Here is a 22117-nt window from a genome sequence, read left to right as displayed (position 1 = left end):
GACGAGCGGGCGCAGAGCGGCCGTCCGACGAGCGGGCGCAGAGCGCCTCCACTGCCTCCCGCGCGGCTGCCATCTCGTCGGCACGCTCGTACAGCGGCGTTTCCGCCCGGCTGGGGCCTGTCGAGCCAACTCGTTGCTCGTTGCGTTCCTGTTCCGGCACGCTGTTCCCCTCGCTGCCCAGCCTGTTGGTGAGCCTAGCGAAGTGGGACGATGTGCGGCAGAGGTATGGGGGAACCGTGTCGGTAGCCTCCCGAACATGGGTGCCAAAGGGGCAGGGTGGGGCGAATTCCGTCTCTCGGGCGGGGGAGGGGGACCGTGCTCCTTGAGGCTCTCCCGGACAGTGGAGGCCGCGACCTTGATGCCCATGGCTGAGAATTCGCCGTGTACGGGCCTGTAGCCCCCAACCGGCGTGCGCGGCCGGTTGCCGACGCCACAGCCTGGGTGGGCAGCGCAAGGGCCTCCCGACCCAGGCTGGAGGGTGGCCTGGGATCAGTCGCCCTCCTCGGCGAGGGCCGCCAGTTCACGATCCACGGCGCGCTGGTGCTCCACCGCCTCGTCGCGGGCCTTGCGAGGGCTCCAACGGCCGGCCATGACGAAGATGAACGGCAGGAAGATCACTTGTCCGGCGGCACAGATCAGCCACCAGGTGCGCCACTGCTCGGGGCCCTCGGCCGTGGCGCTCTTCACCTGGGATCCATAGCGTTGCAGCAGTGCCAACTGCGGTTGGGCCCTGCGCACGGTGGCCAGGCCGTCGGCCCCGACCTCGCGCACCGCCTGAGCCGCCAGCGCCGGCGGGACCTCAGCCGGAGGGTACGCGTCGAGTTCGGCGAAAAGCCGCGGGTGCGCGTCGATGATGGTCAGTGCGGGGGCGGCCTGGACGCTCGCGGCCTTCACCTGGGCACCGTGCTCGACCAGCGGCGTGGCCGACGTCACCACGACCGGGACGAACGCCGTGGATATCGCGACCACCGCCCGGATGATCCATCCCCACACGGCCAGACCGGTCGCCGTGGCGGCCGGGTTCTGCTTCTCCACGGTTTCGGTGAAGCTCGCCATCCAGGGTGCGTAGGTGACGCCGGTGAGCACACCGATGGCGAGGAACAGTACGGCGAAGGTGTAGTAACCGGTGCGCGGCTCTGTGGCGTGCAGGGCGAAGAGCACGGTGACCGCGATCGAGCCGATCGCTCCGACGATCATGAAGGGCTTGCGCACCTTCAACTTGTCCGAGAGCAGCCCCGCCGCCACCAGTGCCACCGCGTTGGCCGCCCAGTACCAGTTGGCCAGCCCATTGGTGCGCTGCTCGCTGTAGCCGAAGGTCGCGGCGAAAAAGACGACGAGGTTTCCTACAGCGCCGAAGTAGAGGAGGAGGAAGAGACTGACAGCGGTGGCCGAGCCGACGACGTCCAGCCGTAGCATCTGCCGCCAGTGGGCCTTGGTCGCCGTCCTCGGATTCATGCCCTTGGCCCGCGCTTCGACCAGCGCACGGTCGCGGAGGCTGACCATGATCTGATCACGCAGCCGGGGCGACAGCTCGCGCAGTCCCATCAGCGCCAACACGAAGACGGCAAGCCCGGCCCAGCCGGAGTAGCGCAGCTCGTCCTGCCAGCCGGCGAAGGACAGGGTGCTGCTGGTGACGACGGTGACGACCAGGCTCCCGATGACCGGGCCCATGGTCCAGTAGCCCATTGCGGTGGCTCGGCCGAGCTGTGGAGAGAAGTCCCGGATCAGTGCCGGCGTGGCTACCAGCACGATGCCTTCGATGAAGCTGAGGCCGGCGAAAAGCACCAGGTAGGTGTTCTTGTCCGGGGCGTTGGGCAGGCCGAGGAGGCTGAGCAGGGCGGCGATGAGAAGCCCGTAGACCACCATGTTGGCCCGGCCCCAGCGGTCGGCGAGGCCCGCCACGAGCGAGGCGAAGGCGCCGACCGCGTTGCCGATGACGGAGACCCACACGAAATAGCTGTAGGTCATGTGGAAGTGCATGATGATCGACGTGGCGACCGCGTACTGCACGTAGAGGGCGTAGTACAGGACCACGGTCGTCAACACCACGATCCCCAGGTACGCCATGCGGCGTGAGGTGACGGGGTAATCGTTCAGCTCGCGGCGCCACAACCGGGCGGCACGGCCGGGAGTTTCCGGTGTGCCGGTATCGGTTGGTCTGAGGTTCGTGTCGTCGGGCGAAGCAGGCATGGCAGTCATGCGGCGGCTCCTGGGTTCGGGCCCGTGGGCCCGGTGCGGTGGGTGCGGACACTGCACGCCTTGCGGCGCGGCTTGCACGAGCACTGTTCGGCCAGGTGGGCCGAACCCCGGGGTCTCTGTGCCCAGATGGTGGAGGTGTGCGCAGAGGTTAGTACCGACCAGTCGGTACGACCTAGAGGTGTGCGCGGGGATGCCGAAACGTGACCTTGCGCGGAAGGGCGGCAACTCCCGCAACGGCAGACGTGTCAAGACGGTGCTGACCGACGACTTCCGTACTGGACCGTCCGAATGATTCATTGCCGCCGTAGGGTGAACAACGCAATGGTGTGCCCCGAGCCGACGGCCGGCACTCGCTCGCGGCCATACGTTGAGTCTCGTGTCGCTGAGCTACGCCTTTGTGAACCTGAAGCCCGGAGTGGGAAAGACGACCAGCGCAGTCTGGTTGGCCCACGCACTTCACGAGTCGGGTATCCCGCCGCTGCTGGTCGACAGTGACCCCGCCTCCTCCGCGCTGCACTGGAGCGAATTGGCAGGTGGCTTCCCGTTTCCTGTGGTCGCTCTTCCGGTGGGCGACGTGCACCGGCGCGTGAACGACTTCCTGGGCGACCGGCAGGCCGTCGTATTCGACGCTCCTCAGCTGGAGGACCACGCGCACATCGCCCGGAGCATCATGAGGTACGCAGGCGAGTGGATCTTGCCGGTGGCTCCGGCTCCCATCGAGTTGGATCGCATGGCGCCCATCGGTGGCGAGATGGGCGACGTACAGTCCTTGCGCATCCAGCCGGCCCGCGCCGCCATTCTGCTGAACCGAACGAATCGTGCCGACGCCACGCGTACCGGTCCTGACGCCGACGCCCGCGAAGCTCTCACCGAGCGGGGATTCGACGTGTTGTCCACCCACATTCCGCGGCTCGACTTGTACGCCCAGTCATTCGGTAGTCCTGTCGAGGCCAAAGGCTCGGCGTACATGGACCTCGCAGACGAACTCATCAAGCGACAGGACACAGCATGAATCAGCGCAAGGACACCTACCGAGCCGCATTGCAGCGCGGACCGGATGCCGCCGTCCCGCGTCCCGTCAAGGTCGCTCAGCTGTACACCCGATACGTCCGGGTGACCATCGAGCTCGACACCGGCTTGCCGCGCGATCTCATGAGATGGGTAGAGTCACCGGTGTCCGCGCTGGGGCGGGCCGGCGCCGCTGCACTGCGCCCGCTGAGGAGCGCCCCGTAGGCGATGTGGCGCAGTCGCGCGTGAGCCGGCTGCCGCTCGCCCGGTGCCTCCACTGCGCCGGGTGGTCTCGTCGGAGCGGAGGCCCTGAGACATACGCCCTGTTGACAGTACGTCACGACGCCGTGGCCGGCCGGTCCCTGGACGGTTGCGCGCCGGCCGCCTGGTGGGTGGGTCCCAGGGTGCGGCGAAGGTGTAGCCGACGAGCGCTGGGAGATGTTCCCGGCCCCAATCGACGGCGGCGACGTAAAGGTTGTGCACCCCCGAGGTGGATTCAGGACTTGTTGATGCCTGACGAGGTTCACCCGGTCACGGAACTGCCAGACAGTCGGCCCAGAGGGCGGCCAGAGGTGCCGGGATCTGCCGGATGGCGGCACAGCCGTGCGGGTCGCGGGGAAGGCCGTCACTGGCGATGAGGGTCCAGCTGCCGTTGCCGGAGCGGGAGAAGTACTTCATCGCGGCGCCGTCGTCCTGACTGGCCACCTGCTCGGCGTAGGTGGCGGCTGCGGTCGGCACGAACATTGCGGCCGCGTAGGCCGTGCTGCCGCAGCTGCCGTAGTAGAAGGTGCCGGTACGGGGCCGGATGTGCGCGAGCTGCGGCCGGCTTTGACGGCCGTACGCGGCTGTCACTTCGGCCTTGGCTGCAGGCGGCACGGTGAGCGACCGACAGCCGGCGCTGGACCTCGGGGATGCGGACGACGAGGGGCCCTTGGCGATCTGCGACGGGGCCACAGCCGTGCGGGGAGTTGCCGCACTGGTCGGGGAAGTCGTCGGGACGGACGGGGAGGGGGATCGGCCGGCGTCCGCCGAACCGCTGGACGAGCAGCCGGTGAGCAGGGTGACACCCGCGGCGGCGACGGCCACCACGGCGGTGGCGCTACGACGGGTGGCGCTGTGATGTCTCAATGCGAACCTCACTTGTGTCGGCTGCGCGCGAGGGCGGCGGCGTCCTTGTCCGAGGGTGTGTCCGAGGCCCTGGGCACCCGGTCCGCCCAGGTGACGCCCCGGGGCCGTCAGGGACCCGGAACGCCGGTTCAGCTGTGGAGCGGGCAGGTCGGACAATCTTGTCGGCGGGGCCGGCGGACAGTCGGGTGACGCGCGTGGTCTCGCCTTGGGTGCTGCCCCCTGCCGGTGAGGCTGGTGGTCTCCAGCAGGACGCTGCTCACGGGGTCGATCACCATGCGGTCACGGCTGGAGACGCCCTTCGAGACCCGTTCGGTTCCGGTGCGGCCGGCGCCGCCGGGCTCGAGGTCCCCCGGGTGTCGGCCCCGTTTCAGAAGGTGTCGTCGCACCGGTAGGAGACCGAGGAGCAGTTCACCGTTGGGAGACACGGTGCCGACAGTGCGGCGGCGGCCTCCTCACGCCGTCCAGGTCGCCCCCGGCTTGCCACGGCTGCCCCGGGCGGCCGGGCATAGACTCGAGCCGCTATGCCCTTGGGTAGGGTGCAAAGCGGGGAGTTGGTGTCCATGAGCGGGGATTGGACAGGGGACGGGCTGCCCCCGGCGGCAGCCGCGCGCATTGCGGAGGTACGCAGCAGCGGGACATGGTCCTCGGCCCTGTCCACCGGTGAGTTCGCCGCGCTGCGCGCCGTGGGGTTCGAGCCGGTGGGGCAGGTCATGGGCTCGGCCGTCTATCACGTGGGCCGCAGCGGACGGTACTGGGGCTATCACGACTGTCTTTACGGGGGCATGCAGTACGCCTTCAGCAGCGCCCCGGCGCCCATAGCCCTCTCCGGACGCGGCGCCCCGTCCGCCGGGCTCGTCGAGGTGCTCGACCGGGCGCGTCGCTCGGCCCTCGACCGGATGACCGCCGAGTGCTCGGCTCTCGGCGGCGACGGCGTCGTCGCGGCACAGTTGACCGTGGAGCCCTTCGTGGCGCAGCCCAACTGCCTGGAGTTCAAGGTGATCGGGACCGCGGTGCGCGCTGCGGGGACGGTACGAGCGCCGGAGCCGTTCACCTGCCACCTCGACGGCCAGGGGTTCGCGAAGCTGGTGACCGCGGGATGGGTCCCGGTGGAGCTGCTGTACGGGATGTCCGTCGGCGTACGCCACGACGACTTCCGCACTCGCGCACAGACGCGCTCCTGGAACAACACCGAGGTCAGCGGCTGGAGCGAGCTCGTTCAGGCGGTGCGCTCCGACGCCCGCGCGCACTTGCGGGCGCAGACGGGGCGGCGGGGCGGCGACGGCGTGATCCTCTCCGCGGGCCGCCTGCGTATCTGGGGCGAGTCGTGCATGCGCAGGAGTAACGACGATCAGAAGGACCACGTGGCTGAGTCGACGTTGCTGGGTACCACCGTCGCCCGCTTCACAGCACGCGAACAGCCGCCCCGCACACTCACCGTGATGCCGCTCGACCCGGAACGACGCCGGCGGACGGCGCGCCGCACCGCCACCGATATGCGATGAGGGGAACCCGTTCATGACCGACTTCAACCGCGCCGACAGTACTCCTGACGGCATGTCCGCCCAGGGCGTGCCGGCCGATGCCATGCGGCGGCTGGCCGAGCTACAGCCGGGCAAGCCGGGTTCGATCTTCACCAGCGACCTGTCGGTCAATGAGTTCCTGCTGGTGCGCGAGGCGGGATTCAGGCCCATCGGCCTCGTACTGGGCAGCTCGATCTACCACGTGGGCATCCAACTGGGCCGCTGGGGCAAGAACCAGGAGCTGACGATGCTCAGCCAGGCGATGTATCACGCTCGTGAGCTGGCGATGACCCGCATGGAGGCGGAGGCGGCCCAGCTGGGCGCCGACGGCATCGTCGGCGTGCGGCTGAGCGTCGAGGCCCGTGAATTCGGCAGCGACATCGCAGAGTTCATAGCGATCGGTACCGCCGTCAAGGCCGATCACCCGGCGCCGGGCAGCAACGGCGGCAGCTGGCGCAACCTCAAGGGCCAGCCGTTCACCTCGGACCTCAACGGCCAGGACTTCTGGACGCTCATCCGCGCCGGCTACGCCCCGCTGGGCATGGTGATGGGCACCTGCGTCTACCACATCGCGCACCAGCGAATGGGGCAGATGTTCTCCAACATCGGCAAGAACGTGGAGATCGAACAGTTCACGCAGGCGCTGTACGACGCGCGGGAGCTGGCGATGGCACGGATGCAGCACGAGGCGGAGGAACTGCGGGCAGAGGGCGTCGTCGGCGTGCAGCTCAATGCGCACAACCACCGCTGGGGCGGTCACACCACCGAGTTCTTCGCCATCGGCACGGCCGTGCGGCCCCTGCGCGAGGACCACGTCATCCAGCGCCCGACGATGGTGCTCAGTCTGGACGGCTGAGCGCCCGGACCAGCAGACTCGGATCAAACGCACACCACGAGAGGCCCCGCGATGACCTCGCCACACGAGCCTGTCCCGTTCGATCCCGACGGGGAACCGGGCACCATCGACCTGCTGACGGCCGCGCTGCGCAGGGACGCCGCCGACCTGGATGTCTACGCCCAGGTGCTTACCGGGACACTGGCGGACGCGCTGCCGCCGGGTTCCGTCACCGTCGAGCGCAAACGGGGCATGGCCGACCGGCTCGCGGGGCGCGCCGGCCGCATCGAACGGGTCGAGGTCTTCCTCGGCGAGCAGCGGCTCGTGCTCGACCTGGCGGGCACGCATCCCAAGGGCGAGGTGTGCAAGGAGGTCCGTGGCGTGGTGCTCTCGCGGCGCCCGGTGGCGCTCGACGAGTGGGTACGGGAGCTCGCGGTCGCGGTCGCGGCCCGTGCACGGTCCGACGCGCGGGCACGGGTGGCGCTGGAGCGGCTGGTGCTGGGGGAGTAGGGGCGCAGCCTCCCTGGCCACGGACCGGCTGCCCGCCCTTCTCCGTCCTGCGTGTTCGGAGCTGATAGTGCTGCCCGGGGCCTCGCAGAGTGTGCCCCCACGCCCATCATGCCCACGATGACGGCGATGCCCGCCCGGCATGCTGCGTAGTACGACTTCCGGACGAGCTGCCCAGGGGAAATCTTCCGCGCCGCCCGGCAGTTCCGCGCCGTGTTCAGCCGAATCTCGTTCCGCCTAGGCCAGGAGACTCTGTTCGGGTGGCTGGCAGGCAGCCCCGCGTGCCAGGAGCAAGAGAGCGTCGACCAGGTCGTCGGCAGGGCTGCCGGTCGCCAGTCGCCGGAGTTGCAGGCCCATCACCACGGCGACGGTCGTCGCCGCCCGGCGTTCTGCGTCGGGGACGCCCAGGGCGGTCAGGATCCGGGTGGCGAGCCGGTCGTAGGCCGTGAACGCTGTTGCCGCCGCTTCGCGCAGTCGTTCGTCGCGCCCGGCGCGCAGATACAGCTCGAAGGGTGCGAGGTGCGCGCTGTCGAGCGCTGCGCCGCAGGCTACCTGACCGGCCAGGGCCGCTGCGTCTTCGATGCCGAGGCTCTCGGTCTGGCACTGGTCGGCCAACTCGGTGAAGTGCCGGGCCTCCTCACGGACGAAGTGCAACAGGCTTTCGCGCAGCAGCTCATGCTGGGTCTCGAAGTGGTAGGTGACCGAGCCGAGTGAGACTCCCGCTTCCTTGGCGATCCTTCTGTTGGTGAGGGCCGCGATCCCGTCCTCGCCGATGATCTGCAGGACAGCAGTGATGATGCGCTGGCGTGTCGGGGCGGGGGAGGCGGGCTTGGGCATGCCGCACATTGTCCCACCGGCGCCGTCCGGCCTCCGGTAGGGGCGATGGAGGCGCTGAAGCCATGTCAACTTGCTTGACCGTGAGCAGCTTTGGTGGGGACATCGGTGGACAGGGATGCCGACCCTCCCTAATGTTCGTTCGAACGAACAAGACCGGAGGGTAGTCGTGCACATTGCTGGGGCAACCGTTCTGCTCACGGGAGTCACGGGCGGCATCGGCGGATCGCTTGCCGCCGAACTGTCGGCTCGGGGCGCAGACCTCATTCTCACGGGCCGGCGACGCGAGGCGCTGGAACCACTTGCCGAACGCCTTGGCGCCAGGGCCGTCCTCGCCGATCTCGCTGATCCCGACGACGTGTTGCGCCTCGCCACGGAGGCTTCCGGCACGCAGATCCTCATTGCCAACGCAGCCCTGCCCTCCAGCGGCGACCTGCTGGACTATTCGCCGGAGCAGATCGATCGTGCGCTCGCGGTGAACCTGCGTGCACCCGCCGTGCTCGCGCGCTTGCTCGCTCCGGAGATGGTGGCGGCGGGGCGCGGGCACATCTGCTTCGTCGGGTCGCTGTCAGGGATGGCAGCCACCAAGTCGTCGTCCATGTACACCGCGACGAAGTTCGGGCTTCGGGGCTTCTCGCTGTCCTTCCGTCAGGACCTCCACGCCACCGGCGTGGGGGTCTCGATCGTCCAGCCGGGCTTCGTACGGGACTTGGGGATGTTCGCGAAGACGGGTTCGTCGACGCCCGGCGGCGTACGCACTGTTGCGCCGGAGCGGGTTGTCAAGGGCGTGATGCGGGCGATCGAGCGCGATGTCGCCGAGATCAACGTCGCTCCGCCGGAGCTGAGGTTCCTCTCCAAAATCGCGTCGCAGTTCCCGGGGTTCTCGGAGCGCGTTCAGCGGTTGGCGGGGGCTGAGGCGACCATGGACACGATCGTGACGGCGCAGAAGTCGAGCCGCTGAGCTGCCCCGGTCTTTCCGATTCCGGGCACATGACACCTCCTCGGGCAGGCGACGGCCCGTAGGCCGCAGCCAACGCCGTACTGCGCCCATGCGACCTGCATCCCGGGCGGCGCTTCGCCTCGCCCGGCCATGGCCTCACCTGGCGGTGATCTCGGAGAGCCATGCCGTGTCCTCCGGGCCCGGTGTTTCGAGGCCGGGCCCGGGTAGCCGGCGGACCTCGCCCGAGCGCAGGGCGACCGTGGCCCGTGGCCGCATCGGCCCGTCGCCTCTGCGGGAGAGCAGGACGAGTTCCCAGACTGTCGCCGTCATGGCGTCGAGCCGGGTGGCGCAGTCCGCGGTGACTCGCCGCGGGTCCCGAGTCCGGCCCAAGGACAGATGGGGGGTGAAGTTCTTGGCGGGCCCACGACAGCGCGGGAACCGCTGTTGCAGTACGCGGTGCAGATCCGCCCACGGCGCCTTGCCCGCCGCCGTCGGGTCGAGCCACACGGTGAAGTGCTCCCCGTGCCGGAAAGTGCGCACCCCGTCCAGCCGGGCGGTGAAGACCGGCATCTCGGCCGTCGCCGCGGCGAGCAGCGGGGCAGCCCGCTCGAAGTCGGACTCCGGCACGAAGCCGAAGAGCACATTGACGTGCGGCGGCCACCGGTGGATCTGCGGATCGTGATCCCGGCGGATGTCCTGGATCGGCGGCCACAGCTCCGCGGGCGGGATCCAGGCCACCGCCGTGCGGGCCGTCGGGGACACGTCGAGGACGCCGACGGGCCCGACCCTGCCGGAGCTCGTGTCGAAGCCGAGGCCCGCTTGCTGGTCCCGCACCAGGCCGGCGCCCGACGCGTCGATGCGGTCCACACCCGTGGTTCGGTCCCAGACCACCTCGCCGTCCGCCTCGATGAACACCACCCGATGCCACGGGATGTCGCCCCCGGGCACGAAGGATGACAGCGGGATGCGTTTGAGAGCATCCCCGCGCTGGCTGATCCCCAGCACGAACCGGGCCGGGTCGAACCGCGGGTCCCAGCGGACCCGGTGATAGATCTCGTCACTGGTTCGCATCACGCCTCCTCCTCCGTCTTCGCACCGCTCTTCCTCCAGGGTGCCGCCCATCAGTCTCGACGGTTGTTCCGTTCGCACCCGTGACGCATCAGGTGCGGTGCGTGACGGGGCGCTCCGCAGCCGCGCTGCCGTCCGTCATCCAGCCGCAGGCCCGTGATCCGGTGTCCGAAGCCACGCGGCGTGTACACCAGCGGATGTATGCCCTTCAGCCCGCGGATGCAGGAAGGGCGCCCTGAACGTCGGTCTGTGGGGTGTCGATCCAGGTGAGGACCGGTCCTAGCGTGGAGCGCGTCCGGCTGAGCGCGGACTCTGGTTCCCTTTCCCACGAGGACACTTCATGATCGAGGCTCATTCCCTCACCAAACGCTACGGCGAGCGCACCGCCGTCGACGATCTCAGCTTCACCGTACGTCCCGGCGTCGTCACCGGGTTCCTCGGGCCGAACGGGGCCGGCAAGTCCACCACGATGCGGATGCTCCTCGGCCTGGACGCGCCCACCTCCGGCCGGGCCGTGGTCAATGGCAAGAGTTACGCCGAGCACCGGGCGCCACTGCACGAGGTGGGCGCGATGCTGGAGGCGCGGGCCATCCACACCGGGCGCAGCGCCTACAACCACCTCCTGGCGCTCGCAGCGACCCACGGGATCTCTGCACGCAGAGTGAACGAAGTGATCGACCTCGTGGGCCTGCGCGCGGTGGCGAGGAAGCGGGTCGGTGGGTTCTCGCTGGGCATGGGGCAGCGACTTGGCATCGCCAGCGCGCTGCTGGGCGACCCGGCCACCGTGATCCTCGACGAGCCGGTCAACGGCCTCGACCCCGAGGGCATTCTGTGGATCCGCAATCTGCTCAAGGGTCTCGCGGCCGAGGGCCGTACGGTCCTGGTGTCCTCGCACCTCATGTCCGAGATGGCGCTGACCGCCGAGCACCTGATCGTCATCGGCCGGGGGCGGCTGATCGCGGACACCTCGGTGGCGGAGTTCACCGCACAGGCCGCCGGCGATCTGGTGCGGGTGCGCAGTGACGAGGCGGAGAAGCTGCGCGGCCTGCTGGCCGGCCCGGACGTGACGATCACCTCGCAGGAGCCCGGTGTGCTGTCGGTGACCGGGCTGAGCAGTGACCGGATCGGTCGGATCGCTGCCGACAACGGCATCGCGCTGGCCGAACTGACGCCGCAGCAGGCGTCTTTGGAGGAGGCGTTCATGGAGCTCACCCGGGACGCCGTGGAGTATCAGGCACCGGTGGCGGAGCTCGTCGGCGCGGCTGGGGAAGGACGTGCGGCATGACGACGGCAACGGTGATTCCGGAGGCGGAGCGGGGCGAGGTCACCCAGCTGCGGGTGATCCACTCGGAGTGGATCAAGCTGCGGTCGCTGCGCTCGACGCTGTTCACGCTGCTCGCCGCCGTCATCGCGATGATCGGCCTGGGCTTCCTGTTCAGCTACTTCACCGCCGACCGCTGGTCCCACCTGCCGCCGGACGAGCGGCTGCACTTCGACCCGACGCTGGTCAGCCTGCGCGGCTTCTACCTGGCCCAGCTGGCCGTCGGCGTTCTCGGCGTGCTCGTGATCAGCGGTGAGTACGCCACCGGGATGATCCGTGCCTCGCTGTCCGCGGTGCCGCGCCGTCTTCCCGTGCTGTGGGCCAAGGCCCTGGTGTACGCGGCGGTGGCCTGGGTGCTGATGACGGCAGCCGCGCTGGTCGCCTTCCTGGTCGGCCAGGCCGCGCTGTCCAGCCACCACCTGGAGACCTCGCTCAGCGCCCCCGGCGTCCTGCGCGCGGTGCTCGGCACCGGTCTGTACCTGACGGGCGTGGGCCTGATCGGCGTAGCTCTCGGCGCGCTCATCCGCAACACCGCCGGCGGCATCGCCACCCTGTTCGGTGTCCTGCTGGTGCTTCCGGTGCTCGCCGAGGCGCTGCCGTCGTCGTGGTTCGACGCGGTCAACAAGTACTTGCCGAGCACGGCGGGGCAGGGCCTCATCCACATCCACCAGGAGCCGCATACGCTGGCGCCATGGACGGGATTCGCGGTGTTCTGCCTGTATGCGCTGGTGGCGCTGGCCGGGGCAGGGGTGGCGCTCAAGCGCCGGGACGCCTGATGGCGCTCGCCGGCCGGGGCGGCGTTCCCGTGACGGACGGCCGCCGAGTGCGTCGATGACGTACGCACCACCGCAGGCTCTGCGGCTCAGGGTCCAGTCGTGGCGCGCCCTCGCCGGGCGCGTCCGGCTGCGCCTGCGCGCGCGCCTGTCGCCACTGACGGTGGACGCGTTGTTCGCCGCGGCCGTCCTCATGGCCCAGACGGGAGCGGAGCACCGCCGCCTTCGTGACCTCATGTGGCAGGTCCTCGTGTTCACCGGGCTGCTGACGCTTCCGCTGGTGTGGCGGCGCCGGGCGCCACTCGCGGTGTTCCTGACGATCTCGGCGGTCGCCTTCGTCCAGTGGTGCACCGATCTGCGCATACCTGCGGACGTCTCACTGCTGATCGCGCTGTACACGGTGGCTGCGTACGCCCCACGGCAGCGCACGTGGCTCGCCATCGGCGTGCTCGAGGGCGGAGCGCTCATCGCGGCGGTGCGGTGGGCCCCTGAGGACCGGGTCGTCGAGGCGTTCGTCGGCCTGTCCGCGATGCTCATAGCCGCGGCCGTGATCGGGATGAACATGCGCAGCCGGCGCGCTCACATGGCGTTCCTGGAGGAGCGGGCCGTGACGCTGGAGCGTGAACGGGACCAGCAGGCGCAGCTCGCGGTCGCCGACGAGCGCTCGCGGATCGCCCGCGAGATGCACGACATCGTCACGCACAACCTGTCGGTCATGGTCGCGCTCGCCGACGGCGCCGTCTTCGCGCAGGAACACTCCCCCGAGCGGGCCACGGTGGCGATGCGGCAGGTCTCCACGACCGGGCGTCAGGCGATCACCGACATGCGGCGTTTCCTCGGGGTCCTGAGGGCCGACGAACCGGACGCCCTGCGCCATCCGATGCCCGGGATCACGCAGCTGGAGCCGCTTGCCGACCAGGTCCGCGCCGCCGGGCTGCCCACCCGGCTGGATGTCCTCGGCGACCCCGCGGGCGTGCCGGTCCCGGCGCAGCTCACCGTGTACCGTCTGGTGCAGGAGGCACTCACCAACACCCTCAAGCACACCCCGCCGGGTACCCGTGCCCACGTGGAGGTGCGCTGTGACCCGCAGCGGATCATGGTGAGCATCACGGACGACGGTCGTCTCGCGAAGGCCCCCGCCGCCACTGGAGGGCAGGGGTTGCACGGGATGCGGGAGCGGGCCGCCGCGTACGGTGGCGAGTTCGAGGCGGGGCCGCGGCCGGGTGGCGGCTGGTGCGTGCGTGCGGTGCTGGCCCTGTCCGGAAACGAAGTGTGACGCATGACGATCAGAGTTCTTCTCGTCGACGACGAGCCGTTGCTGCGCATGGCGTTCTCCATGGTGCTGGAGGCGCAGGACGACATGGAGGCGGTCGGTGAGGCCGGCGACGGCACGGCGGCCGTGCGGCTGACCCGTGAACTGCGGCCCGAAGTGGTCCTGATGGACGTCCGGATGCCCGGCATGGACGGCATCGAGGCGACCGAACGCATCGTGGCGCAGTGCCCCGAGGCGAAGGTGCTCATCCTGACCACCTTCGATCTGGACGAGTACGCCTTTGCCGGGCTGCGCGCCGGGGCGTCGGGCTTCCTGCTCAAGAACGCGCTGCCCCAGGAACTGCTGGCGGCGATCCGCTGTGTGGCCGCGGGCGACGCGGTGGTGGCACCGCGCATCACGCGGCTCCTGCTGGAGAACTTCGCCCATCAGCTCCCCATCCAGTCCACCGGCACCCGTCAGGAGGACCGCCTGGCCCGGATCACCGCCCGCGAACGGGAGGTGCTCACGCAGGTGGGCCGCGGGCTGTCCAACGCGGAGATCGCCGCGACCCTCCATCTGGCCGAGGCGACGGTCAAGACGCACCTGAGCCGCATACTGGTCAAGCTGGAGCTGCGGGACCGCGTGCAGGCCGTGGTGTTCGCGTACGAGACCCGACTAGTCCAGCCCGGGTGACTCGTCGGGGATCGGCGACCGGTTCGTGGACCACGCGCAGGGGCGCCGCCCGGTCCATCGCCGCATCCGCGTTCGTCGGCACGGCCAAGGGTCATTCTGCCGCTGCGGCGAAGACCCAGCGGTTGACCGCCAGGGCGTCGTTCGGTTGCGGACGTGGTCCGCGGCCGTGCAGCGCGGTGAAGTCGTACGGGCTACGGACACTTACCGTCCAGCCGCGCCCCGAGAGTTCACCGGCCGAGTCGGGACGGGGATCGCTGTCGAAGAGAGCCGGCAGGTCGATGCCGAGCCGCTGCCGCACCGCCACGTACACCGGGCCGGTGCGCACCGGCGCCGATTCGGAGACCTCCTTGATCTCGTACGCCAGGGTGCTGCCGACCGCGCTCATCCGGTCCACCGTGGCGATGAGTCGTGTCTCTGCCGCTGCCGGGAAGTAGAGCAGCAGTCCCTCGGCCAGCCAGGCGGTCGGTGCGGCCGGGTCGAAGCCCGTCTCCAGCAGCGCATCGGCCCAGTCGCCGTGCAGGTCGGCCGCGAGTGTCCGGCGGTCGGCCACGGGCGTGGCCCCGATCCGGTCGAGCACCGCCTGTTTGAAGGCCAGTACCTCCCCGGTGTCGATCTCGTGGACCGAACAGCCGGGCGGCCAGTCAAGCCGGAACGCCCGGGAGTCCAGGCCCGCGCCGAGAAGCACGACCTGGCGTGTGCCTGCCCGCGCCGAGCGGAGCAGGTGGTCGTCCAGGACACGGGTACGCAGTCCGAAGTAGCGGCCGAGTCGGCCCCAGACCGGGTCGGCGCTTCCCTCGGGCACCTGGTCCGGACGGACCGGCCAGTCGGCCGAGACGGGCGCCGCGCGGACGAAGTGCTCCGCGAAGAAGTCCTGAGACAGGGCGTCGGGCCGGTAGGTCTCGACAGCGCGGGCAGCGGCCACGAGGAGAGCGGTGCGGCCCACTCCCGCCGCCACACCCGCGGTCAGGCCGGCGGCAGTGCGCACGGTTCCCCCTCCGGGTCGGGCACGACATCGGGTGCGGTCCATGCGCCTGGGTCGTCCGCCGTGGTGGTCCGAGCGCCGTAGCAGACGCGCATGTACCGCAGGACGGTGTCGTACGGCAGGTGCAGGGCGGTGGTGCAGTCCGTCAGGACGGTGACATGGAAGCCCTTCTGAAAGGCGGTCCGGGCCGTGGAGTCCACGCACACGTCCGCGTAGAGACCGGCGAACACCAGATGCCCGACGTCCCGGGCGATCAGGTGGTCCTCGAAGCCCTCGCCGAGGAAGGCGTCGAAGCAGGCCCGCTTGGTGAAGACCCGCTCGTCCGGAGTCGGCACGACCTGGTGGAACTGCGCGCCCCACGAGCCCTCCAGACACTTGGGCCGTTTGCCGTGCTGCCGGTCACGCCACCGCCAACTCGCCCCCTGGAACTCGGGGTCGCCGAGAAAGCGGACGAATACGACCTCCACGCCCCTGCGCCGCGCCTGCGCCGTCGCCCTCAGCCCGCCCGCGACGACCGCGTCCAGGGCGGCGGGGCCCCCGCCGACATGTGCCCGGACCGTGGGGCCGGTGCAGAAGTCGTTCTGCAGGTCCACGACGACCAGGGCTGTCCTCGTTCGCCCGGTCATGACCCGCCTGCGAGGACGGTGTCCTGCGGGGCGCTGCCGGTGCCGGGCATCTCCAGAGCGTCGAGCAGAGCGTCGGCCACGTCGGTGGTGGAATACCGGCCGCCGAGATCCGGGGTGCGTACGCCCTGTTCGTCGAGGGTCGCGAGGGCGGCCTCCGTGGCCCGTACGGCACCGGCGCATCCGGCGTGCCGTTCGGCGATGAGGGCCGCCGCGCGGATCGTCGCCAGCGGGTTGACCAGATCCCGGCCGGCCAGGTCGTCCGCGGAGCCGTGCACGGTCTGGTACTCGACCAGACCGGCCGCACCCGGGGCCAGGCAGACGTTCTCCGTGCAGCGGTTCTCCTGCCGGTCCGAGCAGAACCGGTCCAGCAGCATGACATGCATGATGTCCGCCCACTCGTTCCCGGCGACGAGCAGGGTCCGGTCCGGCAGTCCGTGTGTGATCAGGTTGCGGTTGACCGTGTCCGGCTGGAACACCTCGATGCGTACGCCGAACCGGTCCGCCAGGGAGGCCACCCAGGCGTCGAACGCGCCGTCCAGCAGATGGAACTTGTACGCCATCACGATGCGGCCGATGCGTCCGTCGGGCCACTCGCTTCGGGCACGTTCGAGCGCGTACCCGACGACCGCCTCGGTGACCTCGCGGCTGAAGGTCAGGGTGCGGATGACCTGCCCCGGGGTGTGCAGGTTCTCGCCGCTGTAGAACCCCTGGGCCTGGTCCCGCACCAGCAGCAGCGACCCCGCCCCCGTCGTGAGAAGGTCCACCTTCACGGCGCGCAGGCGTCGGCGTACGAGGTACAGGGACTGGGCGTTGATCGCGGTGCGGAAGACGGCGGTGGTGCCGCGCCGGGCCCGGGTGCGGCACCACCGCTCGTAGTGGTCCGCGTCCTGCGCCGTCAGCTCCCGGATCCGACCGACGTCGCCTTCCGGGCGGAGCGAGACATAGGAGTGGTAGAGGCGGGGGGAACGGGCGATCTCCACGCCGGCCGGCTGGTCGGCGGTGAGCGCGCCCAGCACCCGCTCGAAGACCGCCGCCAGCTCGGGGCCCGTACCCCGGCCCACCGCGAGGCCGACCACGGGTTGGCCGGCGGCCGCTCCCTCGCCGTCACCGCTTCGCTGCCCGACGCGGGTCACCGGGCCGCACCCGGGACCAAGTGGTCGCCGGGGATGCCGGCCTTGTCGGGGCGGTAGTAGTCCCGGATGCCTTCCGCCCAGGTGGCCACGGGGATACGGTCGCCGTCGACCGGGGCGAAGGCGTCGAAGAGCGCCTCGATGTTGTCCCGTTCGAAACCGATAGCGGTCATCAGGGCACGGAAGTCGGGGCGGGCGACGAAACCGTCACCGTCCGGGTCGCCCATCTCGGAGAGGGCCTCGGCGAACTCGTGCACGGCGGCGTCGAACCGGCTCGGGTCGAGCACGACGGCGGTGAACTCCTCGGGGCTGATCCGTCCGTCGCCGTCGGCGTCCTGCTCGTTCACGAGTGTGTCCCCGTACCGGTGGAAGGCGCTGAGCAGCCTGTCCTTCGCGGCGTCGGCGGCCTCCGGTACCGCCGCGACGACGCGGCGGCCCATCAGGTCGAAGTCGGTGTCCTCGATATGGCCGTTCCGGTCGGCGTCGAAGAGGGAGAAGACGAGCTGGACGCGGTCGGTCGCCTCGGTGGTGGGCATGGTGGTGCACCTCTGCTCTCCGGGTGGGATGCGCCGGGCCCGTGTCCCGGCGCATCCCACTATCCGGTCGGCTCCGGAGCCGTGGCAGGCGATAGCCGTCTGTGCACACGAAGGGGGGAAATCTGCTGGTCGGACGCATGACACGCCGGGCCGCCGGAATTCAGCCGACCGCTGCGCCCGTTGCGCACGCCGGATCGGGTCCGACTCCTTCACGCGGTCGCGCCGATCAGTCGCTGTACAGCGGCTGACGCTTGGTCAATTACCTGCAGCAAACGGACTTCAGGCCCGTGGGAGCCGCGGCCACACCTTCCCTGCGCCCTCGCCGTTCCCGCGCCTCCGTGGCCTGAAACGTGATGTCTACGCGGGAAGAATTTTCGGCATGGACACTTCACTTGAGTGATTGCGTGTTGTACCAAATGAGAGCCAGCTTTCCCGCTCAGGGAGGTCTCGTGAGACGCGTCAAATCGCTGCCAGCCCTTGCCACGCTCAGCCTCGCGATGATGTTCAGCCTGGTGCTGACCGGTCCGGCACACGCTGCCGGACCGGCGTACGTTGCACTGGGAGACTCGTACTCAGCCGGCAACGGCGCAGGGAACTACGACAGTTCCAGCGGTGACTGCCACCGCAGCTTCAGTGCCTACCCCTACCTGTGGAAGAACGCCCACGCCCCGTCCTCGTTCGCCGACACTTCCTGCTCCGGTGCGGTCACGACGGATGTGACGAACAGTCAACTCGGCCCGCTGAATTCCGCCACCGGGCTTGTCTCCCTCACCATCGGCGGCAATGACGCAGGCTTCTCGGACGTCATGACCACCTGTGTGACCGGCTCGGACACCGACTGCGTCAACAGGGTGAACCAGGCCGAGAGCTACGCGCAGAACACGCTCCCCGCCCGCCTGGACGCTACCTACAACGCCATCCGCGCCAAGGCACCCAGCGCCAAGGTGGTCGTTCTCGGTTACCCGCACATGTACACCCTCAACGTCTTCTGCGTCGGTCTCAGCGACACCAAGCACCGCAAGATCGATGAGGCTGCGGACATCCTCGACAGCGTCATCGCCAACCGCGCCGCCGCCCATGGCTTCGTCTTCGGTGACGTCCGCACCACCTTCAGCGGCCACGAGTTGTGCTCCAGCGACGGCTGGCTGCACTCCCTGGTGGTCTCACCGAGCTGGGAGTCGTATCACCCCACCGCCACCGGCCACTCCAGCGGCTACTACCCCGTCCTCAACGCCAACAGCTGATTTCCTCCGCGGACGAGCCGACCCGGCTTGATCCTCGCCATCCGCCGTGGAACGGCAAGTCGAACTCGGTCACTCTGTTCGGCAACCGGCCACATACGGAAGCGGCCTTCGTCTGGACATGCGCTCCGACCGTGAAGGACCCATGTCCAGCACGAAGGCCGTGAGGAAGGGGCTGTTGCATCACGATGCCCGGCGAGGGCCATGGTCGAACTACCCGTACTCCGGGGCGACTTCCGTTTCTCCTCACTCGTCGAGGTCGAACCCGCAGCCCACCACGACCGCCAGGCCGTCACCGACCTGCTGGTGGGACTGACCGAGGAACAGGCGCGCGCCGCCGGACACGTGGGGACATATCCACGGCCGACGCCGACAAGAAAGGCCCGCTCCGCGGGGTCCTGGGCATCACCATCAGCCACGAACATGCAACAAGGACCGTGACCGTAAGGTCGAGGCCCTCATCGGCATATCGTCCGTGGTTGTGTCCGAGGGGGGATTCGACCACTGACGATACGGTTGACTGATGTGGTGTCTGCATGCCGCGCACACAGGCAACACCGCCCCCTGTCAATGACCTCCTTCCGCGACTGCGCCATGAAGGGCCGGCTTCGGTCACAGCCAACGGAGTGCTCTGCGATCCCACCGGCGCCACTGCAGAGGAGGGCGCATTCCTGTTGGAGAGCGCAACAACCGAACTCACCAAACGGGTGGCAGTGCATCATCGCCACGTTCGAGCCCGCCACCACCCGGCACGATACGGTCATGTCCCGTACGGTGGCGCACTCGGCTGTGTAGGCGTTGACTGACCATATGGCCATCAGGCTCGACAGATCAGAGAGAGGCTATGCGCGCCATCGTTATCGAAAAATTCGGCGGCCCGGAGTGTCTCGTTTACACTGAACTTCCGGAACCTCAGCCCAAACCTGGTCATGTTGTCATCGAAATCAAAGCATTCGGCCTCAACCACGCCGAGATGCATATGCGTCGGGGCGAGTGGGCCGAAGCTGCCGAGGTCAGCGGTATCGAGTGCGTCGGCCTGGTGAAGTCTTGTCCTGGCGGCGAGTTTCCCGTGGGTGCGAAGGTTGCGGCGCTGATGGGTGGCCTCGGACGCACCATCAATGGCAGCTACGCCGAATATACGAGAGTGCCGGTTTCGAACGTTGCGATCATCGAGTCGGATTTACCTTGGGCTGATCTTGCCGCCATTCCGGAAACCTATGCGACAGCTTGGACGTGCCTGTTTCGTAATTTGGAGGTAACTCCGGGGCAGACATTGGTGATCCGGGGAGCGAGCTCAGCCTTCGGTCAGGCCGCGATCAAACTCGCGGTGAACGTCGGCGCGCGTGTCATCGGCACCACCCGAAAGCGTGAACGATTCCCCTTGCTTGCGGAACTCGGCGTTGCACGGGCCGAATTGGAGGTGCCAGACCTTTCAGAGCGAATCGCCGAGGCCAAGCAGATCGACGCGGTGCTCGACCTTGTGGGAAACAGCACCATGCTCGATTCCCTCGCCATGCTGCGCCGAGGTGGACGTGCCTGCTTGGCCGGATGGCTCGGCGGCCTGGATCCGGTTACTGACTTCAACCCGCTGGCGCAAATGGCGAGCGGTGTGTATCTGACCTTTTTCGGCAGTTTTGTGTTCGGGACTCCCGGTTTTCCACTGTCTGATGTGCCGCTTCAAAAGATCGCGCAGGAGGTGGCGGCAGGCAACCTCAGGGCGAAACCCTCACGCGTGTTCCGATTCGAGGAAATACGCGAAGCGCATCGGGTCATGGAGGCCGGGGAGGCCAAGGGCAAGATGGTGGTCGTCCATGATTGACCTGCAGGTGGTCGCATCCTGGTATGCGTCGGCCGGGATCGATGCTCCGATCGATACATGACTTTCACTGGACGGAGCCGGGTCGACCCGTCCGTTGCAACACGGTTCGACAGGGGCGTGGAGTCTGTGGTGGCGGTCTCCGAGGTACGGACCAGGTCCGGGTGCTGGATCGGATGGTCGACGTAGGCATCAAGGAAGGCCACGAGGCGCTCGGGTCCTGCTGATGTCTCGCGTGCGGTTTCCTGGCCGAAGCATGTTGCCCGGGCACTAGGGATTCCAAGGCTGCGGAGCATCGGTTCACGCCGCGCACAGCCGGTCGCGGAGCGGCCCGGTCGGTGTCCCTCAGCTCTGCGGTGCCGTGTGGTGGCGCCGGTAGTGCCGGGCGACGCGCACGCGGTTGCCGCACGCCGGCGAGCACCATTCCCGGCGCGCGTGGTTCTTGACGAAGAAGAGCAGGCAGTTCGGCGCCAGACAGGGGCGCAGGCGATCGCGGTCGGGTCCGGTGAAGAGTTCGACAGCCTGGTGCGCGAGGAGCTGTACGGCGAGGTTCGCGGCCGTCCCGGGGCCCCGGTAGGCGCGGGATGGTTGCCCGTCGGCGGGCCAGACGAGCTCGGGCCAGGTTTGCGCGAGAGTGTTCAACGTGGTGATCGCCTCCGGCCGCGCGGGCCCCGCGGCAGTGGTCGGCGGGCGCGGATCGTCGGTCGCCTCCGCTGCCAGCCGTCGCAGCGCGTCACGCAGCGTGCGCAGCGTCCCGGTGACCGGGCGCACCGTGTCCTCATCGAGCTGGTCGGCCCTGATCTCGGTCTCGGCTGCGAGTCGGTGGGCGACCGCGCGCAGCCAGGCCGCGGCACCGGTGGCGCTGTCGAGGGCGTCGAGGGTGCGGCCGCGGTCGACGGCGACGGTGTTCATCAGCTCGACCGGCAGTGGCTCCCCCAGCAGCGGCGCGCTCGTGGTCACTCCCTCGCTCATCACGCCTCCCACGATACCACTCACCTAATGGATGGAATCTCTCGTACCGTTTGACGGCGCGGCGGCAGCGTGACATAGTCCTAATGGTAAATAGGCATTACAGCCATTAGTTGGACGTAGAGGCATCAGAAGGAGACCACCATGTCGACGCTGCCCCAGATCAACCCCGCCGAGGCCACCGGCGAGGCCGCCACCCTGCTCGCCGAGCTCAAGAAGAGCATCGGCGCGGTTCCGAACATGGCGACGGCGATGGCGAACAGCCCCGCCCTGCTCAAGGGCTGGATGAGCCTGTCCGGCGCACTCGCCGCCGGCGTGCTGCCCGCCCCGGTCCGCGAACGCCTTGCCCTGGCCACCGCCGAGTACAACCGCTGCACCTACTGCCTGTCCGCCCACACCTTCCTGGGCAAGAACGTCGCCAAGCTCGACAGCGACGAAATCGAGCGCGCCCGCCACGCGCAGTCCACCGACCCGCACACGGCGGCCCTGCTCACCCTCTCCGACGCCATCGCCCAAGGCCGCGGCACGATCGACGAGACCGCACTCGAGACCGCCCGCGCCGCCGGCGTCACCGACGCCGAAATCGCCGAGGTCATCGGCAACCTCGCCCTCAACATCCTCACCAACTACTTCAACATCGTTGCCGACACCGACAACGAATTCCCCCTCGTCACGCCGCACCAGCACGCCTGACGACCCCAGCCGTGCGGGTCGCCACCCCTGTCCTGCCCACGGCGAC

Annotated in this window: 22 protein-coding genes and 1 pseudogene; 14 read left to right on the top strand and 9 right to left on the bottom strand. The window is 69.1% G+C overall.

The window, feature by feature from the left end; translation table 11 throughout:
• Positions 1-489: 489 nt before the first annotated feature.
• Positions 490-2199 (bottom strand): MFS transporter, encoded by a 1710-nt coding sequence (locus AB0L95_RS19780; protein WP_365162960.1) that lies wholly within the window; start codon positions 2197-2199, stop codon positions 490-492.
• Positions 2200-2575: 376 nt separating this feature from the next.
• Here AB0L95_RS19780 and AB0L95_RS19775 point away from each other — a divergent pair, with 376 nt between their 5' ends.
• Together AB0L95_RS19775 and AB0L95_RS19770 are read left to right on the top strand one after the other, a co-directional pair.
• Complete coding sequence (locus AB0L95_RS19775) at positions 2576-3211, top strand: AAA family ATPase (RefSeq protein ID WP_365162959.1); 636 nt, start codon at positions 2576-2578, stop codon at positions 3209-3211.
• Positions 3208-3432, top strand: coding sequence for a hypothetical protein (locus tag AB0L95_RS19770; RefSeq protein ID WP_365162958.1), 225 nt, complete (start codon positions 3208-3210; stop codon positions 3430-3432). Before AB0L95_RS19775 ends, AB0L95_RS19770 begins: the two co-directional genes overlap by 4 nt.
• A gap of 306 nt (positions 3433-3738) precedes the next feature.
• Here AB0L95_RS19770 and AB0L95_RS19765 read toward each other — a convergent pair whose 3' ends face one another.
• Complete coding sequence (locus tag AB0L95_RS19765) at positions 3739-4083, bottom strand: hypothetical protein (protein ID WP_365162957.1); 345 nt, start codon at positions 4081-4083, stop codon at positions 3739-3741.
• A gap of 1 nt (position 4084) precedes the next feature.
• On the opposite strand from AB0L95_RS19765, the gene AB0L95_RS19760 reads away from it, so the two are divergent.
• From AB0L95_RS19760 to AB0L95_RS19745, 4 genes are all read left to right on the top strand, one after another.
• The gene (locus tag AB0L95_RS19760) at positions 4085-4327 is read left to right on the top strand and encodes a hypothetical protein (protein WP_365162956.1); all 243 of its coding nucleotides are present in this window, start codon (positions 4085-4087) and stop codon (positions 4325-4327) included.
• 568 nt (positions 4328-4895) lie between these two features.
• Entirely contained in the window at positions 4896-5837 is a 942-nt protein-coding gene (locus AB0L95_RS19755; RefSeq protein ID WP_365162955.1) for a heavy metal-binding domain-containing protein, read from the top strand.
• A gap of 13 nt (positions 5838-5850) precedes the next feature.
• Complete coding sequence (locus tag AB0L95_RS19750) at positions 5851-6711, top strand: heavy metal-binding domain-containing protein (protein WP_365162954.1); 861 nt, start codon at positions 5851-5853, stop codon at positions 6709-6711.
• 51 nt (positions 6712-6762) lie between these two features.
• Positions 6763-7200: a hypothetical protein gene (locus AB0L95_RS19745; RefSeq protein ID WP_365162953.1), complete on the top strand. Its 438-nt coding sequence runs from the start codon at positions 6763-6765 to the stop codon at positions 7198-7200.
• 234 nt (positions 7201-7434) lie between these two features.
• Here the strand turns inward: AB0L95_RS19745 and AB0L95_RS19740 are convergent, their stop codons facing one another.
• Positions 7435-8034: a TetR family transcriptional regulator gene (locus AB0L95_RS19740; protein WP_365162952.1), complete on the bottom strand. Its 600-nt coding sequence runs from the start codon at positions 8032-8034 to the stop codon at positions 7435-7437.
• A gap of 166 nt (positions 8035-8200) precedes the next feature.
• Between AB0L95_RS19740 and AB0L95_RS19735 the strand changes: the two genes are divergently transcribed.
• A complete protein-coding gene (locus AB0L95_RS19735) occupies positions 8201-8992 on the top strand; it encodes an SDR family NAD(P)-dependent oxidoreductase (RefSeq protein ID WP_365162951.1) in 792 nt (263 codons plus the stop codon).
• Between the two features lie 210 nt (positions 8993-9202).
• Here the strand turns inward: AB0L95_RS19735 and AB0L95_RS19730 are convergent.
• Positions 9203-10042, bottom strand: a pseudogene (locus tag AB0L95_RS19730) (RNA repair domain-containing protein); the annotation flags it as partial.
• 337 nt (positions 10043-10379) lie between these two features.
• Between AB0L95_RS19730 and AB0L95_RS19725 the strand changes: the two are divergent.
• Genes AB0L95_RS19725 through AB0L95_RS19710 form a run of 4 tightly spaced genes read left to right on the top strand, consistent with a single transcriptional unit; the run spans position 10380 to position 14078 of the window.
• Complete coding sequence (locus AB0L95_RS19725) at positions 10380-11324, top strand: ATP-binding cassette domain-containing protein (RefSeq protein ID WP_365162950.1); 945 nt, start codon at positions 10380-10382, stop codon at positions 11322-11324.
• Positions 11321-12136, top strand: coding sequence for an ABC transporter permease subunit (locus tag AB0L95_RS19720; protein WP_365162949.1), 816 nt, complete (start codon positions 11321-11323; stop codon positions 12134-12136). Before AB0L95_RS19725 ends, AB0L95_RS19720 begins: the two co-directional genes overlap by 4 nt.
• A 55-nt stretch (positions 12137-12191) precedes the next feature.
• Positions 12192-13409 (top strand): histidine kinase, encoded by a 1218-nt coding sequence (locus AB0L95_RS19715; protein ID WP_365162948.1) that lies wholly within the window; start codon positions 12192-12194, stop codon positions 13407-13409.
• A gap of 3 nt (positions 13410-13412) precedes the next feature.
• Positions 13413-14078, top strand: coding sequence for a response regulator transcription factor (locus tag AB0L95_RS19710; protein ID WP_365162947.1), 666 nt, complete (start codon positions 13413-13415; stop codon positions 14076-14078).
• A 91-nt stretch (positions 14079-14169) separates the two neighbouring features.
• On the opposite strand, the gene AB0L95_RS19705 is transcribed toward AB0L95_RS19710, so the two are convergent.
• From AB0L95_RS19705 to AB0L95_RS19690, 4 genes are read right to left on the bottom strand one after another with little or no spacing between them, the layout of a single operon-like run.
• A complete protein-coding gene (locus AB0L95_RS19705; RefSeq protein WP_365162946.1) occupies positions 14170-15063 on the bottom strand; it encodes an SAM-dependent methyltransferase in 894 nt (297 codons plus the stop codon).
• Complete coding sequence (locus AB0L95_RS19700) at positions 15042-15686, bottom strand: isochorismatase family cysteine hydrolase (RefSeq protein WP_365162945.1); 645 nt, start codon at positions 15684-15686, stop codon at positions 15042-15044. The genes AB0L95_RS19705 and AB0L95_RS19700 overlap by 22 nt, the downstream gene beginning before the upstream one ends.
• The gene (locus AB0L95_RS19695) at positions 15683-16819 is read right to left on the bottom strand and encodes an isocitrate/isopropylmalate family dehydrogenase (RefSeq protein WP_365162944.1); all 1137 of its coding nucleotides are present in this window, start codon (positions 16817-16819) and stop codon (positions 15683-15685) included. Before AB0L95_RS19695 ends, AB0L95_RS19700 begins: the two co-directional genes overlap by 4 nt.
• Entirely contained in the window at positions 16816-17352 is a 537-nt protein-coding gene (locus tag AB0L95_RS19690) for a calcium-binding protein (RefSeq protein ID WP_365162943.1), read from the bottom strand. The genes AB0L95_RS19695 and AB0L95_RS19690 overlap by 4 nt, the downstream gene beginning before the upstream one ends.
• 497 nt (positions 17353-17849) lie before the next feature.
• Here AB0L95_RS19690 and AB0L95_RS19685 point away from each other — a divergent pair, with 497 nt between their 5' ends.
• Entirely contained in the window at positions 17850-18596 is a 747-nt protein-coding gene (locus tag AB0L95_RS19685; protein WP_365163140.1) for an SGNH/GDSL hydrolase family protein, read from the top strand.
• Between the two features lie 841 nt (positions 18597-19437).
• Entirely contained in the window at positions 19438-20412 is a 975-nt protein-coding gene (locus AB0L95_RS19680; RefSeq protein WP_365162942.1) for a zinc-binding alcohol dehydrogenase family protein, read from the top strand.
• 342 nt (positions 20413-20754) lie between these two features.
• On the opposite strand, the gene AB0L95_RS19675 is transcribed toward AB0L95_RS19680, so the two are convergent.
• Positions 20755-21381: an ABATE domain-containing protein gene (locus AB0L95_RS19675; protein WP_365162941.1), complete on the bottom strand. Its 627-nt coding sequence runs from the start codon at positions 21379-21381 to the stop codon at positions 20755-20757.
• A 141-nt stretch (positions 21382-21522) separates the two neighbouring features.
• Here AB0L95_RS19675 and AB0L95_RS19670 point away from each other — a divergent pair, with 141 nt between their 5' ends.
• Positions 21523-22071 (top strand): carboxymuconolactone decarboxylase family protein, encoded by a 549-nt coding sequence (locus AB0L95_RS19670; RefSeq protein ID WP_365162940.1) that lies wholly within the window; start codon positions 21523-21525, stop codon positions 22069-22071.
• Positions 22072-22117 lie beyond the last annotated feature (46 nt).

This window comes from Streptomyces sp. NPDC052036, from assembly GCF_040680495.1.
Lineage (GTDB): Bacteria > Actinomycetota > Actinomycetes > Streptomycetales > Streptomycetaceae > Streptomyces.
The sequence above is the reverse complement of the archived record's forward strand: the minus strand, read 5'-3'. Positions and strand labels throughout refer to the sequence as shown.

Excerpts from the sequence above, each read along its gene's own strand:
- AB0L95_RS19780 (WP_365162960.1), bottom strand. The coding sequence starts at position 2,199 with ATGACTGCCATGCCTGCTTCGCCCGACGACACGAACCTCAGACCAACC.
- AB0L95_RS19770 (WP_365162958.1), top strand. The coding sequence starts at position 3,208 with ATGAATCAGCGCAAGGACACCTACCGAGCCGCATTGCAGCGCGGACCG.
- AB0L95_RS19755 (WP_365162955.1), top strand. The coding sequence starts at position 4,896 with ATGAGCGGGGATTGGACAGGGGACGGGCTGCCCCCGGCGGCAGCCGCG.
- AB0L95_RS19750 (WP_365162954.1), top strand. The coding sequence starts at position 5,851 with ATGACCGACTTCAACCGCGCCGACAGTACTCCTGACGGCATGTCCGCC.
- AB0L95_RS19745 (WP_365162953.1), top strand. The coding sequence starts at position 6,763 with ATGACCTCGCCACACGAGCCTGTCCCGTTCGATCCCGACGGGGAACCG.
- AB0L95_RS19740 (WP_365162952.1), bottom strand. The coding sequence starts at position 8,034 with ATGCCCAAGCCCGCCTCCCCCGCCCCGACACGCCAGCGCATCATCACT.
- AB0L95_RS19725 (WP_365162950.1), top strand. The coding sequence starts at position 10,380 with ATGATCGAGGCTCATTCCCTCACCAAACGCTACGGCGAGCGCACCGCC.
- AB0L95_RS19720 (WP_365162949.1), top strand. The coding sequence starts at position 11,321 with ATGACGACGGCAACGGTGATTCCGGAGGCGGAGCGGGGCGAGGTCACC.
- AB0L95_RS19715 (WP_365162948.1), top strand. The coding sequence starts at position 12,192 with ATGACGTACGCACCACCGCAGGCTCTGCGGCTCAGGGTCCAGTCGTGG.
- AB0L95_RS19710 (WP_365162947.1), top strand. The coding sequence starts at position 13,413 with ATGACGATCAGAGTTCTTCTCGTCGACGACGAGCCGTTGCTGCGCATG.
- AB0L95_RS19700 (WP_365162945.1), bottom strand. The coding sequence starts at position 15,686 with ATGACCGGGCGAACGAGGACAGCCCTGGTCGTCGTGGACCTGCAGAAC.
- AB0L95_RS19690 (WP_365162943.1), bottom strand. The coding sequence starts at position 17,352 with ATGCCCACCACCGAGGCGACCGACCGCGTCCAGCTCGTCTTCTCCCTC.
- AB0L95_RS19685 (WP_365163140.1), top strand. The coding sequence starts at position 17,850 with ATGATGTTCAGCCTGGTGCTGACCGGTCCGGCACACGCTGCCGGACCG.
- AB0L95_RS19680 (WP_365162942.1), top strand. The coding sequence starts at position 19,438 with ATGCGCGCCATCGTTATCGAAAAATTCGGCGGCCCGGAGTGTCTCGTT.
- AB0L95_RS19675 (WP_365162941.1), bottom strand. The coding sequence starts at position 21,381 with ATGAGCGAGGGAGTGACCACGAGCGCGCCGCTGCTGGGGGAGCCACTG.
- AB0L95_RS19670 (WP_365162940.1), top strand. The coding sequence starts at position 21,523 with ATGTCGACGCTGCCCCAGATCAACCCCGCCGAGGCCACCGGCGAGGCC.